Source organism: Luteibacter sp. P1_D3 (assembly GCF_056406135.1).
On record NZ_JBFUAT010000021.1, the window covers coordinates 64,644 to 79,774 of the forward strand.

Consider the following 15,131-nt stretch of genomic DNA (forward strand, 5'->3'; position numbering starts at 1 on the left):
TAGCCTTCGCCCATGACGACCCCATCCCTGCCCGGCTCGGCCACCCTCACCCGCGATGCGGGCGGTGCTCGCCTGGCCCTGAGCGGGGACTGGACGCTCGTCCACTACATGGAGCTGCAGGCCAGGGCCAACGCGCTGGCGGGCACGGTAGGCAACGATGTCACGGTGGACATCCACGCACTGGGCGCCATGGACACCTCCGGCGCCTTCGTCATCGCCGAGATGCTCGGCAGCCAGCGCACCCAGACCCTGGCCCAGGACGAGTCGCTGCCGCCTGCCCGGCGCGCCCTGCTGAAAACCGTCGGCGATGCGATCGACACATACTGTAAAGGCGTGAAGCGGCCGAGGGATGCCGGCTTCGTAGTCATGCTCGAGCGCATCGGCACGGCCATGGGTTCGTTCTGGAAGCAGACGTTGAAGCTGCTGGGCTTCATCGGCATTACCCTGCAGGGCTTTGCCAGCACCACGTTTCGCCCCCGGCACTGGCGAGCCACCGCGGTGGTCGCGCAGATCGAGCAGACCGGGCTCGACGCCGTCCCGATCCTGGCCCTGCTCTCCTTCATGGTCGGCGCGGTGGTGGCCTTCCTCGGCTCCACCGCGCTGGCCAGCTACGGCGCCAGCATCTTCACCGTGGACCTGATCGGCTTCGCCTTCCTTCGTGAATTCGGCGTCCTGCTTACCGCCATCCTCCTTGCCGGCCGCACGGCCAGCGCGTTCACTGCCCAGATCGGCTCGATGAAGGCCCGCGAAGAGATCGATGCGATCCGCACGCTCGGCCTGGATCCCATCGAGCTGCTGGTGCTTCCGCGCGTCCTCGCCCTGCTGGTCTCGCTGCCTCTGCTCACCTTCATCGCCATGATCGCCGGCATCGTCGGTGGTGGGGTGGTCTGCCTGGCGGTCCTGAAGATGTCGCCGTCGATGTTCCTGTCGATGCTGCAGCAGGACATGTCGCTGAGCCAGTTCCTGGTCGGCATGGGCAAGGCACCGGTGTTCGCCTTCATGATCGGCGTGATCGGCTGCATGGAAGGCTTCAAGGTCTCCGGCAGCGCGCAGTCGGTGGGCGAACACACGACCTCGGCCGTGGTCCAGTCGATCTTCGTGGTCATCCTGCTCGATGCCCTCGCCGCCCTCTTCTATATGGAGATGGGCTGGTGAACGCACAGACCCAGGCTGTACCGGCGCGTGAAACCGTCATCGAGGTTCGCGGCCTGATCAACCGTTTCGGTTCCCAGACCGTCCATGAGAACCTGGACCTGGACGTGTACCGCGGCGAGATCATCGGCATCGTCGGCGGATCGGGTACCGGCAAGTCGGTGCTGCTGCGCACGATCATTGGTCTGGTCCGTCCGGTCGCCGGCGAAGTACGCGTCTTCGGCGAGAGCCTGTTGTCCTTGTCGGACGAACGTCGTTCGCAGGTCGAGCGCCGCTTCGGCGTACTGTTCCAGAGCGGCGCCTTGTTCTCGTCACTCACCGTGGCGGAAAACATCGCCCTTCCGCTTATCGAGCATGCGGGACTGCCTCGCATCGATGCGACACGACTGGCCGGGGTGAAACTCGCGCTCGCCGGCCTGCCCGTGGACGCCGGCCGCAAGTACCCTTCGGAACTCTCCGGCGGCATGATCAAGCGTGCCGCGCTTGCCCGCGCCCTCGCGCTGGATCCTGAAATCCTCTTCCTCGACGAACCGACCGCTGGCCTGGATCCGATCAGCGCCGCCGCCTTCGACAGTCTTCTCGTGACCTTGCGGAACGCGCTCGGCCTCACCGTGTTCCTGGTGACACACGACCTCGATACGCTTTACTCGACCTGCGACCGCGTGGCCGTCCTGTCGCAAAAGCGCGTGCTCGCCGCCGCGCCGATCGACGAGGTCGCCCGCACCGACGATCCCTGGGTACAGGCTTATTTCAACGGACCGCGCGGACGCGCGGCCACCTTCGCCGCCCATAAAGGCAAGGACTGACACCATGGAAACGCGCGCGCATCACATCCTGATCGGACTGTTCACCGTCCTCATCGTCATGGCCGGCCTCGGCTTCGGCGTCTGGCTGGCCAAGGCCCACTCGGACCAGGAGTGGAACTACTACGACATTGTCTTCAACGAGGCGGTGACTGGCCTGTCGAAGGGCGGTGCCGTGCAGTACAACGGCATCCGGCTCGGCGATGTCATGCAGCTGCGGCTGGATCCGGAAGATCCGCGGCGCGTTCTCGCCCGCGTGCGGGTCACCGGCGATACGCCGCTGCGCAAGGACACCCACGCCAAGCTCGCACTCACCGGCGTCACCGGTGTGGCGATCATCCAGTTGTCCGGCGGCACACCGGGCGCGCCGCTGCTGGTCGGGCACGACGGCGAGGTACCGGTGATCATCGCCGACCCCTCGCCACTCGCCCGCCTGCTCGCCAACGGCGAAGACCTCATCACCAATATCAGCCAGGCGGCCGCGCGAGCCAAAGACCTGCTTTCGAAAGAGAACGTCCACCGGATCGAGCGCACACTCGACCACCTGGACCAGACCACCGGCGTGATTGCCGACGAGCGTGAAGACATCCGTACGCTGATCAAGCAATTGACCACCGCGACGACGCAAGCCAACGAGACGCTGGCGGAAAGCCAGAAGCTGGTGCACAACGCCAATGGCCTGATCGAGGGCCAGGGCAAGGCCACGTTGGAAAGCGCACAGCACGCGATGGCCTCGCTCGAACATTCGATGGCCTCGGTGGATCGCCTGATCAACGACAACAGCGATGCGCTGAACGGTGGCGCGGCGAGCCTGGGTGAACTGGCCCCGGCCTTGCGCGAATTGCGCGACACCCTGACTTCGTTGCGCTCGATCACCCGTCGCCTCGACGAGAATCCCAGCGGCTACCTGTTCGGCCGTGAAAAGACCAAGGAGTTCACCCCATGATGCGTGCCCGCCTCGCCGCTCCGCTGCTTCTCGCGCTGCTGTCGGCGTGCTCGATCCTGCCGAAGGCCGAAACGCCGAAGATCTACACCCTGCCCGCGGCGCCCGGCGCGCGACCCGCTGCCGCTGTACCCGTGACCTGGGCCTTGCGCGTCGCCGCGCCCGCCGCGCCGCGCTCCCTGGATAACGTGCGCATCGCCGTGGTCCCGGATTCGAACCAGATCACGGTGTACGCGGGCGCCCGGTGGAACGACAACACGACCAAGCTCTTCCGCGATCGCCTGGCGGATGCGTTCCGTGACAGCGGCCGGATCCCCGCACTGAGTACGGACGAGAACAACCTCGGCGCGGATTTCGAATTGGGCGGAAGTCTTTCGGCGTTCCAGACCGAGTACGTCGCGGGCGCGCCCGAGGTGGTCATTCGCTACGACGCGGTGCTCGCCTCGACACGGAAGCACCAGATCGTCGGTAGCCGGCGTTTCGAGGTGCACGAGCCCGTGGCCGGCAAGGACGTGCCGGAGGTCGTCGATGCGTTCGGGCGGGCGATGGACAAGGTGTCGCGCGAGGTCGTGGGGTGGACGTTGGAGACGGGTGGCGCTGCTCGGTAGGAGCCGATTCATCGGCGATGCTCTTACGCAGGCTCCACCGGATACGCCGGCTCGGCATCCAGCGACGACGCACACACGGCCGCCAGCTCCAGCAGTCGCAGGTCCGAACCACGCGCGCCCACCAGCTGCATCCCGATCGGCATACCGTTCGGTAACGTACCCATCGGAATGCTGACCGCCGGACATCCCGCCAGGCTGGCGAAGCTGCACAGGTCTGCCTGTGACGCAGGAACCGGCCCGTCCAGCGGGAAAGCGCCCTGCGAGGTCGTCGGCATCACCAGCACATCGACCTGGGCGAACAGGCGACGCATCTTCAGCGTGGCATCGTCCAGCACGCGATCCGCAGCGACATAGTCGGCGGCCGACTTGCCCGCGGCGAAATCGACCATCTGCCGGAAGCCCGGCGACACCGGGTAAGCCTCATCGGCCAACTCGTCCGCGAACGTGTTGAGCATTTCGGCCTCCATGAGCAGCAGGCCGGCGCGGCGCGTCCTGGCGAAATCCCAATCGGAAAAATCGACCAGGCGCCGTTCGCCCAGTTCGCCGTTGAGCTTGCTCAGCGCGTCTTCGAAGACATCGATCACATCGCGCTCGACGCCCACGGCGGCAAGATCCGGCAGGAGGCCCGCGCGCAGGTTGCCCGGCTCCCAGTCTGGCGGCGAGAACGCCACGCGGCGACGGCGCGAGCGCGCGTCATCGGCGTCGTAGCCCGCCAGCGTCTGCAGAAGGACGGTCAGATCGTCGACGCCACGCGCCAGCAGGCCGACCGCGTCCAGGCGGCGGGCTGCTGGCACCAAGCCCCGGGCCGAGATTTCGCCGTGAGTCGGCTTCAGGGCATACACACCGCAATAACTCGCCGGGACGCGAACCGAGCCCAAGGTGTCGGAGCCGATCGCCGCGACGGCCATGCCCGACGCCACCGCGGCCGCCGCGCCACCGGACGAGCCGCCGGCCGTGTAGCCGAGACGATGTGGATTGTGCGTTGCGCCATGAAACGGATTGTTGGTGGTGAGCCCGAGCGCACCCTCGTCCATGTTGGTCTTGCCAAGCAGCACCGTGCCTGAGGCGCGCAAGCGCGCGACGAGGTGTGCGTCTTCATCCGGGATCGCGCTGCGTCGCCGCATACCCGCACGGGTCGGCACGCCGGCGACGTCGAAGTTGTCCTTGATGGCGATGGGAATGCCATCGAGACGACCGATGACGCCATCGCGGCGGCGCCGATCGGCAGCGAGCGCCTGCTCCTGGATGAGCGGCGCACTGAAGTCCACGAAGGCGTTGAGCCGTGGATTCAGGCGTTCGATCGCATTTTGGTAAACATCCGAAAGGGCCTGGGGCTGGACCCTCCCAATCGCCAGCCAATGCAGGATCTGCAGCAGCGTGGCGCGGCGCATGTCGGTGTCGGCCACCGGCGGCATCGTATTCATGAACTCTCCTTGCGCATGGGTCCGATTATGAACGCGCAATGTGAAGGACAGGCAACCCGGCCTGTTTGAAACGGCGATTTGCCCGCGCGCGGGGGAAGCCGGACAATGCCGGGCTGATCCCCGAAGCCAGCCAGATTGAGTGAGCCAGCCATGAGCGAACGCGAAACCATGGAATACGACCTCGTCGTCGTCGGGGCCGGCCCCGCCGGCCTGGCGTTCGCGATGCGTACGAAACAGCTCAATCCGGAGATCACGGTCTGCGTGATCGAGAAGGCGTCGACCATCGGCGCACAGATCCTTTCCGGCGCCGTCATCGAGACCGCGCCGCTGGATCGCCTGCTGCCTGACTGGCGCAGCAGTCCGCCGCCGGTATGCGTGCCGGTGACCAAGGACGAGTTCTGGCTGCTGCGCGATCACGCGTCGGGCACGAAGCTGCCGGTGACGCCTCCGCAAATGAACAACCACGGCAACGTGATCGTCAGCCTCGGTGCGTTGTGCGCCTGGCTCGCCCCCCAGGCCGAAGCCCTGGGCGTGGACGTATTCCCGGGGTATGCCGCTTCCGAAGCCCTGTTCGACGAGGCAGGTGCCGTCAACGGCGTGCGTATCGGCGACATGGGCGTGGCGCGCGACGGCACGCACAAGCCTGGCTACACCGAAGGCATCGACATCCGCGCCAAGGTCACCGTGCTCGCCGAAGGCTGCCGCGGGCACATCAGCAAGTCGCTGATCAAGCACTTCGACCTGGACAAGGACAGCGATCCGCAGACCTATGGCATCGGCATCAAGGAACTGTGGCAGCTACCGCCCGGTCGCGGCGAAGCCGGCAAGGTCGTGCACACGGCTGGCTGGCCGCTGGCCAACGACACCTACGGCGGCAGCTTCCTCTATCACCTGGACAAGGACCGGGTTGCCGTCGGCTTCGTCGTCGGCCTCGACTACCCGGACCCGGCGTTCTCGCCGTTCGAAGCCTTCCAGCAGTTCAAGCACCATCCGAACGTCAAGGGTCTGCTCGAGGGCGGCACCATTCTCTCGGCGGGCGCGCGCGCCATCATCGAAGGCGGCTTTCAGTCGCTGCCGAAGGTGGACATGCCCGGTGCAATCCTGATCGGCGATTCCGCCGGCCTGGTCAACGTGCCGAAGATCAAGGGAACCCACCAGGCCATCGCCTCGGGCATGCTCGCTGCGGAACACCTCGTTGCCAGCGCGCTGGATCCCGCCGGCTGGGATGCGAAGCTGCGTGCCTCGGCCGTGATGAGCGAGTTGAAGAAAGTGCGCAATATCCGCCCCGGGTTCAACAGGGGCCTGTGGTTCGGCTTGATCAACGCAGCGTGGGAAACCGTCACCGGTGGCCGCTCGCCGTGGACGATGAAGAACCATGCGGACTGGTCGTCGCTGGACAAGCTGGGGAGGCACGAGGCTGCAAAGAAGGATTACGTTGACCGTACGCTCGCGCCGCGCGATCGCCTGGCCAGCGTGTACTTCGCCGCCACCGAACACGATGAAGACCAGCCGGTGCATCTGAAGGTGGCCGACACGTCGATCTGCATCGATCGTTGCACGACCGAGTACGGCAATCCTTGCGAGAAGTTCTGTCCCGCGGGTGTCTACGAGATCGTCCAGGACGACGCCGGCAAGCGCCTGCAGATCAACTCGGCGAACTGCGTGCATTGCAAGACGTGTGACATCAAGGATCCCTACCAGATCATCACCTGGGTGACGCCGGAAGGCGGCTCGGGTCCCAACTACCAGAATCTTTGATGGAACTCGGCTGGAAGCTGCGACGTATCGGTCACCTGCTGCGTCGCCTGAAAGGCAGCATCGCGATCCGCGGCTGGCGTGGCACCCTGCGACGCGCCATGCGCGACCGCGGCGGCAACGCCCCGGTCGTCCACGACGATGTCGCGCCTGGTCTGCTGCGTGCTCCGGCTGCGGCCAGGTCTCCGCGCAGGATCCTCGTCGTGGAAACCATGACGCCGGATCCGACCCGCGACTCCGGCTCGATGCGCCTGTGCCAGATCTTCGAACTGCTCAATGCCGACGGCTGGTTCGTCGATTTCATCGCCGACGACGACGATGCGACGGCACGCGATGTAGCGCGTCTGGCAGCGCTCGGCGTCCAGGTACATCACAGCGGTCCCGCAGCATGGATGCGCGAGCATGGCGCCGCTCTGGATGCCGTCATGCTTTGCCGCCTGCCGGTGGCCGACCAGTACCTCGCCGTCGCCCGCCGCCTTGCTCCGCGAGCGCGGATCGTTTTCGACACCGTGGACCTTCACTACATACGCGAAGAGCGCGCCGCCACGCTGACACTGAATGCCTCTCTCGCCCGCCAGGCCGCACGATCGCGCCGGCGCGAACTGGCGATGGTCGAACGTGCTGATGTCACATTGGTCGTCAGCGGCGACGAGCGTGATGTCCTCGCGAACGAGGTGCCACGATCGCGGGTCGAACTCGTCAGCAATATCCATGAGGTTGCCGGCCGAGCGGCACCCTTCGCCTCGCGCAGCGGCCTGATTTTCGTCGGCGGCTTCGGCCACCCGCCGAATGAGGACGCTGTGCGGTGGTTCTCCACGCATGTACTGCCCCGGGTACGCGAACGCGATCCGTCGATCATTCTCCACGTTGTCGGCGACATCGACGACACCACGCGTCGCGCCATCGAGCGCGAAGGCATGGCGATACACGGTCGTATCGACGACCTCGCGCCCATGCTCGCGGGCGCGCGGATTTCCGTGGCGCCGCTTCGGTTCGGCGCCGGCGTGAAAGGCAAGGTGAACCAGGCGATGAGCCACGGGCTGCCGGTCGTCGTAACGACGCTGGCTGCCGAAGGGATGTATCTGCAGGACGGCGTAGACGCATTGATCCAGGATGATGCGATGGCCATGGCGGAGGCGATCGATATCGCCTATCACGACGAAGCCCTGTGGCTGCGGTTGTCCGAGGCCGGGCTGGATAATGTTCGCCGCCACTTCTCTGTCGAACGCGCGCGCGAAGCGCTGCGCCGCGCACTGGATGAGCCGCTGGCATGAGCGTCCTGCTCCGCCGCGGCCTCAGCGGCCTCCTCCATTTCCTCGGACGCCATCCCACGCTCAAGCGTGCGATCGTCGACCTTGTGTACCGCTTTCCCGCGCTCGACGGCAAGCTGCGCACGGCCGCGCACCGCGCCGTCCACCCCGAAGCGGTGCTCGACGTGGATGCGGCGCGGCTGCCGGAGGCTAGCCGGCGCGCCTATGACCGGATGCGTGCGGATTCCCGACCGTGAAGATAGTGATCGACATGCAGGGCGTTCAGACCGATAGCCGGCACCGTGGCATTGGCCGGTATTGCATGGCGGTGACGCGAGCATTCGTCAAACTCTGTCGCGGCGAGCATGACGCAACGGTGTTGTTCAATGCCGCGCTCGACGGTGTGGACGAGGCGATCGATACGCTGTCCGACGGTGGCGGCAACGTCCGCCGGCGTGCCGTCGGGCCCCTAAGGAATACGTCGTTCGACGATCATGCGAACGACGCTCGGCGCGAGGCCGCCGGACGGGTCTTCACCCATGCTCTCGACGTCGGGCGTCCCGACGTCGCCTGGCTGGGCAGTGTCATCGAAGGGCTGCACGACGATGCCCTGGTCCCGCATGCGCTGCCCCAGGCACTTACCGTCGCGACCCTGTACGACCTCATCCCGCTGCACGACCCGAAACAACTCGGCCAGGCGCGGCCCCGTGACTGGTACATGCAGCGGCTTGAGGTACTGAAGCGCTGCGACCTCCTGCTTGCCATGTCCGAATGGGTGCGCTCCGACGCCATCGAACGACTCGGCGTGGCCCCGGAACGGATCGTCGCCATCGGCGCCGGCGTCGATGCACGCTTTGCGCCATCGGCTCCTGGCGACGATCACGCCGCGTTTCTTCGGGAGCGCTTTGGCATCACCTGTTCCTTCGTGATGTACAACGGCGGATTCGACACGCGGAAAAATGTTCTCTCACTGGTCGAGGCATATGCCTCCCTCCCCGACGCGCTTCGGGCCGGGCACACCCTGGTCCTGGTCGGGCGCATCGATCCGCTGGCCGCCGAACGCATTGCCGAAACCATGGCCGCGACACGCCTGCGGGCAAGCGACGTGGTTTTCACCGGCTACGTGACCGATAGTGAACTGATTCGCCTCTACCAGGCGTGTTCGCTGTTCGTCTTTCCTTCGACGCGAGAGGGTTTCGGTCTTCCGCCGCTGGAAGCGATGGCGTGCGGCGCACCGACTATCGTCAACGACGCGACCAGCCTGCCCGAGGTCGTCGGCCATCCGGACGCCATGTTCGATGCCACCCGACCCGGCGCCATGAGCGCCCGCATCGAGGCCGCGCTGACCGACGCCGGATTCGCCGAGCGCCTACGCCGCCAGGGACTCGAACGCGCCTCGCAATTCAGTTGGGAGGCGGTTGCCGCCCGGGCGCTGAAGGCGATCGAGGCGACGCTGGCTGGCGTTGGTCRCAAGGGTCGCGAGGGGGACATCGATTCGCTGCCGCACTTACCGGTTTATCGGGTGGACGCGACCAATGTGGCCGAGACCCTGCCCCGCCTGCGTCAGCGGCCGGGTAGCGTGATCTGGTCGGGGCCGTTGCCCGATGCCGGCCCATCCGTCGCCGCCGACCTGTATCGCCTCGGTGGATATACGCGTCTACTGACGACGACGTCCGCCGGGGACTGGCTTGCGTTGCTGGATGATGAGGACGCCGGCGTAGCGCGAAACCACGCGCTGGCACAGCAGCTAGCGGTGGAGCATGCCATCGCCGGGTCAGTCGCGCCCGCTCTGTCGGACGACGACCTCGCCCGTGTAGCGGACGCTCTGGCCCGAGCGACGCCAGGCAGGCAGGTTCGCTGGCTGGTCGACGTGACCCACATCGCTGCAAACGATCTGGGCACGGGGGTGCACCGTGTGGTCCGCTCGATACTGCGCGAGTGGCTCGCCAACCCGCCGGAAGGCGTGCGGATCGAGCCCATCGCGTACCGCGAGGGACGTTTCCACCACGCACACGACTATGCATGCCGACTCATTGGTATCGATGCGCCTCGCGATCTCCCCGGCGACATCGTGGCCATCACCGGCAACGAGGTGTATGTCGGCCTGGACTGGACCATGGAAAGCCTGCCTTCCAGTGCGTCACTTTTGCGTACCTGGCGACGTGCTGGCGTGCCCGTGCATTTCATCGTCTACGACCTTCTTCCGATCACGATGCCAGAGGCGTTCCATACGCAGTCGCGGGAGCGTTTCGCGGAGTGGATGACGACCATCTCCGACCTTGGCGATGGGCTGCATTGCATCTCGCGCACAACGGCCGATGAGGTCGCGACCTGGCTGCGAGAACACAAGACCGGACGCCAGCCAGCCATCACCAGCTTCGAACTCGGCGCCGAGGCGGGCAAGGACCGCCGAAGCGGCGATCTCGACCCGCTCCTCGAGCACGCCATGTCTGTCCGACCGTCGTTGTTGATGGTCGGCACGGTCGAACCGCGCAAAGGGCATGAGCAGGTACTGGACGCCATGGAGCTGCTCTGGGAGTCGGGTGCTGACGTCAGCCTGGTCATCGTGGGCCACCGAGGCTGGCTCGTGAAGCAACTCGCTGAGCGACTCCAGATGCATGCTGAGAAGGGCAAGCGGCTCTTCTGGCTTGACGATGCGGACGACGCGACGCTGGAAGCCGTCTATCAGCGGGCCACCGCGCTTCTGGCTGCCTCGCGTGGCGAGGGGTATGGCCTGCCCCTGATCGAAGCGGCCCAGCGAGGGAAACCGGTCATCGCAAGATCACTGCCGGTCTTCCGCGAGGTGGCAGGCCACTACCCTTCGTATTTTCAAACCGACACGGCCGAAGGCCTGGCGACCTTCCTCGCCCGCTGGCTGGTCGACCGCCCACCCGCCGGCGATCATCCTGCGTGGCGGTCGTGGAAAGAAAGCGCAGCTTCGCTCCAGCTTGCCATCAAAACCCACCGAGGCTCCAGTTCGCCGCCCCCGGCTACGCCCTGTCAAGGTTGAAAATCAATTCGCTTCAGCGAAATGCCCAGGACACGCGCGTCGGCGCTGATCCCTAGCGCCGAGGGAGAACTGGCTGCAGGCACGGCAATATTCACCGTGACAATGCGAGTGCCTTTTGGGACAGCAAGCGCCAATTCGTGCTCGCCTTCGTCGACCAGCGTGGCGGACGAAGCGACGGTGGGACGATCCGCCATGCTCAGCAGGACAGTCACAGGCCGATGGGCCGATGCGGAAAATGCGGCGAAGCGGAACACCGCCTTGCATCCACTCTCGACGCACGAGGGCGGCACCGGCAGGGTCACCACGGCTTTCGCTTGTGACCAACGACTGACCGGCTCCCGAGGGTGCCAGCCATCGCCAAGAACGAGCTCCGTCGCCTTCTCGTCATGCACGATATCGATAGGAAAGGTCACGTCAGACAGGAGCCGTAACTTCGCATTCTCGCGGCCGGTCGCATCGGAGTATTTTCGTTTTAACGTTATCAGGGCGAACAGCGGCTGGGAGTCGACATCCAGATAGTCGTCGCTCCCCAATGTAGCGATAGTGCCGGCGACGTTGGCCCGGATCTGATCGGGACACAGAAAGTCGGCACGCTGGTAGATTTCCATCGTGAACTTCGAGAAGCCCTTGGCCTCAGCAACGCACGGCCACATGTGCGCAGCCCACAGGCTATTGAAATAGGGGACGATCACGACATCGACATCGCCCTCGAGCAGGGTTCTACGTATCCTCGAAACGTCGGTCGCGTCAAAGCGATTCATCTCGAACTGGCGCAACGTGGCTGGCCACGCGCCATGCGCGATCTCGAGTTGTTTGTCGCCGCCAACATTGTAAGAGACGACACCCAGCCTGGGGCTGAGATAGTTCGCCATGACGTCATTGGTGTAAGGCACGAAGAACACCCGCGAACCCGGTGGCACGCGGGCAGCCAGTGGCAGGACGATGTCGCGGTCCATGGTCAAAAAATCCCGGTGGAAGGCCCGGTAGTCTCCCCACAGCGCGAGCGGATGAGGCGCCCCCGAGGCGATGAGCACCAGATACAGGGCACACCACTGCCACGTTCGCGAGCGCGTCGAACTCGCCGCCTTCATGGCGACAAGCCCCCACATACCCAACAGGAACAGAGCTTCCCACCGATACGGGGCTCGCATGCTCTGCAATCCCGGAACGTGCTCGGAAAGAAACGCGCTACCTGTCGGCATAAGGCCCTGGTGAGCAGACATCAGCGGTCCAGCCACGCCGTCTGGCTTGACGCTATCGATCTTTACCGTTGGGCCGAGCGCCATGTACAGACCGAACAACGCGATCACCAACCATGCCCACGTGCGAGCGGGACGTCCACGCATGGAAATCATGCAATAGATGCCCGCTGCTGCAAGCGGCAGGGCAAACGTGGTGGTCCACACGGAGGCATCGCCAAAATAGAGCGCATCGCTGCGAAATCTTGCCCAACCCAGCAAGTCCCAGAGCCAGAACTCACCGGCCGGTGGCACCCCGACAAAAGCCAGGTCGAGCGCCCAGCCGCGAAAGAAATCCAAGGATGATGGTTCGAAGCCGGTACGCCCGACGTAGTAGGTGTAGGCGAGAAAAGCGGCACCGAAGCCTGCCAAGTATACGGGGGCCGCGAACCCTATCAGTCGTGCTCGACTGCCATCGTTCGGCATCAATCGGAAGCCGAAGAGGATCGAAGCAGCGGTGACGAACATCATGAAACTGTAGCCGTCCATGAAGATTGCGACGGTGCACAGGGCGATGAACCAGGCGACGCGTCGCAAGCGCGTGGACATACGAATAACGCCAGCATCCAGAATGGCCAGGCAGCTCGAGATGTACAACGGAAGCATCCCCAGCCCGAGCCCCAGCGAGGAGTAGCCTTGGTGTGCCCAGACCATGGGCAAACTCATCCATGCCGTCGCGGAAAGCGCGGCGACGCACCCGCGAGCACCGAGCTTGCGGGACAACCGGTACGCACCTGCGTATCCCACCGTGAGCCAGAGAGCCACCGCGAGCGAGTAGGCATCGGCTGCTCCTGTGCCGAGACGGATCGGCCAGGCGGCAGCCCATGCCAATGGCAAGCCTGTCGCCAGGGCCGTTGGTACGGGGTAACCGAACGCGTGCCCATGGAGGGAGTACCAGTGTTGATTCGCAAACGCCTGCGCGTAGCCCATCATCGAGGCGGCCTGCCCGAGCGTGGGTGTCGCGAGGAAGGGAACGGCACCGTTGACGAACAGCGTCCAAAGCAGACCGGCGATGGACAAGACAGCTACGACGATAGAGTGACGGGTGACGACGTTCCTCATTGACTCATTTCCTGCGGAGGCTGTGGCGGCTGCGACTGAGCAGACCGCCATACCCAGCCGATCACAAACGCAAGGACGTCTGCCAGCGTTGTCGCAAGACGGCATGTGACGCTTAGTGCGATAGCCGTCCCTTCGCCAACAAGAGGCGTAAAAAGGAGGACCATCATGGATTCGCGAACGCCAATGCCAGCGGGGGCTCCAGGTAAGGCGAAGCCGGCAAGCCATGCGAGTGCGAAGAACCCGCTGACTTGCAGCAACGGTGCTGACGGGGCACCAAACAGATAATGCGACTGCCATTGCAGCACGATGCCCATGCACAGCGAGCACGTCACGTAGAGGAGGGAGACCTGAAGCGCTGCCATCCAGCCAGGCGCGCTGATACCGTTCACGCCGAACAACCTCGCGACCAATCCTGGAATGAGACGCTTGGCCAACGTGATACCCAGCCAAGGTGAGGCAAGGAGTCCAAGAAAGCCGATCGCCAGCCCGGCCGCGTTGGCCCATGACGGGAGAAACGAGAGAGCCGACCCAAAGAATAGGTAGAGCGACAGGGCGGCCAAACCGAGTGCTGTCCCAGCGCCCCAAAGAACTTCCGTCACCATGGTCGCCAATGTCACGGGCAGCGGAATGCCCACGGCCTTGCCCAGCACGGCGCGTCCCACATACTGGCCGACATTACCCGGCAGGTATTTCCCGAACTGGGCAACGAGATAAAGGCTTATGATGCGCGGCCATGGGATGTGAAGCGCCTGATCGCGGAGCAGCACCTGCCAGATGACCGCCGAAAGTACGATGGCGAACGCCGCGACGACGGAGGAGCCGATACCGACCGCAACTGTCGTGGCATTCCACGCGACGTGCGGCATGTGACCGGCATTGACGACGACGCGATGGATGAAGAAGGCCATCGCGGTAGCGACGACCAACCATCCGAGTATTCGCTTCGCGAGGGTGAGGCTTGACGCCTTCATTCGCCCAACCGATAAGCGTTTATGGTCTGCTCCGCGACGGCGGCCCACGAGAATTTTGTGGAAACGACGTGCTGCGCCCGTCCGACGAATACGCGCCGCTCGGCCAGAGTCCATCGTTCTATCTCGCCGATCTTTTCCGCCCAGGTGACGGCGTCTTTTGCGGGCAGCAAGAATCCCGTCTCACCATCCACGACAGCGTCCACGATGCCTTCGATGCCACTGGCCAGGAGGACGCCGCCATCGGCCGCAGCTTCCAGAGCCGTGAGGCCGAAGCCTTCGACATCCAACCCATCGGAGGGAATGTTGGGCATGACGACGACGGTCGCCTCACGCCGAAGCGCATGGAGCGCGTCGTCCGATACGAAATCACGGTACTCGATGCGCTCCGATCCCTCTAGCGCCTCCCTTTCCTGAGCGTCCCAGCATTTGCCGACAACGACAAGTCGCAGCCTCGGCGGCAACAACGGCAACACTTCGCGCGCAAACCATGCAGCGCCCTTGCGTCGCACCAATCGACCCACGAAGAGGACGAACGGACGGGAAGCAGGCGTGTCTGCCATCGGAGACGATGACGACGGAGGATCTACGCCAAGCGTCACAACGATGACGTCCTTGAAACCGGCCTCCCGACACAGGGCGGCTGTTGGCCCCGATATCGCGATGATTCGGACGGACCGGCCGATCAGTCGGATGCCAAGACTCAGGTAACTGCGGTATATCCATGGCAGGGCACCTCGTCTTCGACCATAGATCAGATCGAGGCCATAAGCCGTTATGGCAACGCGCGGTGCGGATTTCGCCCATCGCGCAATCAGTGCCAGGGGCCAGAGCACCAGGTCGCCAATGTGAACCACGTCTACTTTTCGACGCAGGAGCAACGCCGCAGACTCAAAAACGAACACCGCAAGTGAGGCC

General features: G+C 64.8%; 12 protein-coding genes. 8 read left to right on the forward strand and 4 right to left on the reverse strand.

The annotated features are described in order from the left end of the window. Positions 1-12 precede the first annotated feature (12 nt). Genes AC1DYM_RS14305 through AC1DYM_RS14320 form a run of 4 tightly spaced genes read left to right on the forward strand, consistent with a single transcriptional unit; the run spans position 13 to position 3,506 of the window. Complete coding sequence (locus tag AC1DYM_RS14305; protein ID WP_477339381.1) at positions 13-1,155, forward strand: MlaE family ABC transporter permease; 1,143 nt, start codon at positions 13-15, stop codon at positions 1,153-1,155. Further along, entirely contained in the window at positions 1,149-1,958 is an 810-nt protein-coding gene (locus AC1DYM_RS14310) for an ABC transporter ATP-binding protein (protein ID WP_477339413.1), read from the forward strand. Before AC1DYM_RS14305 ends, AC1DYM_RS14310 begins: the two co-directional genes overlap by 7 nt. A gap of 4 nt (positions 1,959-1,962) precedes the next feature. Then, positions 1,963-2,901, forward strand: coding sequence for an MlaD family protein (locus AC1DYM_RS14315; RefSeq protein ID WP_477339383.1), 939 nt, complete (start codon positions 1,963-1,965; stop codon positions 2,899-2,901). Further along, positions 2,898-3,506, forward strand: coding sequence for an ABC-type transport auxiliary lipoprotein family protein (locus AC1DYM_RS14320; protein WP_477339385.1), 609 nt, complete (start codon positions 2,898-2,900; stop codon positions 3,504-3,506). The genes AC1DYM_RS14315 and AC1DYM_RS14320 overlap by 4 nt, the downstream gene beginning before the upstream one ends. Positions 3,507-3,529: 23 nt before the next feature. Here the strand turns inward: AC1DYM_RS14320 and AC1DYM_RS14325 are convergent, their stop codons facing one another. Next, positions 3,530-4,930, reverse strand: coding sequence for an amidase (locus AC1DYM_RS14325; RefSeq protein WP_477339387.1), 1,401 nt, complete (start codon positions 4,928-4,930; stop codon positions 3,530-3,532). Between the two features lie 150 nt (positions 4,931-5,080). Between AC1DYM_RS14325 and AC1DYM_RS14330 the strand changes: the two genes are divergently transcribed. Genes AC1DYM_RS14330 through AC1DYM_RS14345 form a run of 4 tightly spaced genes read left to right on the forward strand, consistent with a single transcriptional unit; the run spans position 5,081 to position 10,945 of the window. Then, positions 5,081-6,688, forward strand: a complete 1,608-nt coding sequence (locus AC1DYM_RS14330; RefSeq protein ID WP_477339389.1) for an electron transfer flavoprotein-ubiquinone oxidoreductase — start codon at positions 5,081-5,083, stop codon at positions 6,686-6,688. Then, entirely contained in the window at positions 6,688-7,959 is a 1,272-nt protein-coding gene (locus AC1DYM_RS14335) for a glycosyltransferase (RefSeq protein ID WP_477339391.1), read from the forward strand. The genes AC1DYM_RS14330 and AC1DYM_RS14335 overlap by 1 nt, the downstream gene beginning before the upstream one ends. Then, positions 7,956-8,192 carry a hypothetical protein gene (locus tag AC1DYM_RS14340; RefSeq protein ID WP_477339393.1) on the forward strand — a complete coding sequence of 79 codons (237 nt, stop codon included), beginning with the start codon at positions 7,956-7,958 and terminating at the stop codon, positions 8,190-8,192. The genes AC1DYM_RS14335 and AC1DYM_RS14340 overlap by 4 nt, the downstream gene beginning before the upstream one ends. Further along, entirely contained in the window at positions 8,189-10,945 is a 2,757-nt protein-coding gene (locus AC1DYM_RS14345) for a glycosyltransferase family 4 protein (protein WP_477339395.1), read from the forward strand. The genes AC1DYM_RS14340 and AC1DYM_RS14345 overlap by 4 nt, the downstream gene beginning before the upstream one ends. On the opposite strand, the gene AC1DYM_RS14350 is transcribed toward AC1DYM_RS14345, so the two are convergent. The 3 genes from AC1DYM_RS14350 to AC1DYM_RS14360 all read right to left on the reverse strand — a co-directional run. Beyond that, entirely contained in the window at positions 10,936-13,245 is a 2,310-nt protein-coding gene (locus tag AC1DYM_RS14350; protein ID WP_477339397.1) for a hypothetical protein, read from the reverse strand. The genes AC1DYM_RS14345 and AC1DYM_RS14350 overlap by 10 nt on opposite strands. Next, a complete protein-coding gene (locus tag AC1DYM_RS14355) occupies positions 13,242-14,216 on the reverse strand; it encodes a lysylphosphatidylglycerol synthase domain-containing protein (protein WP_477339399.1) in 975 nt (324 codons plus the stop codon). Before AC1DYM_RS14355 ends, AC1DYM_RS14350 begins: the two co-directional genes overlap by 4 nt. Further along, a partial coding sequence (locus AC1DYM_RS14360; RefSeq protein ID WP_477339401.1) for a glycosyltransferase family 4 protein occupies positions 14,213-15,131 on the reverse strand: 919 nt, incomplete at its 5' end. The genes AC1DYM_RS14355 and AC1DYM_RS14360, both read right to left, overlap by 4 nt.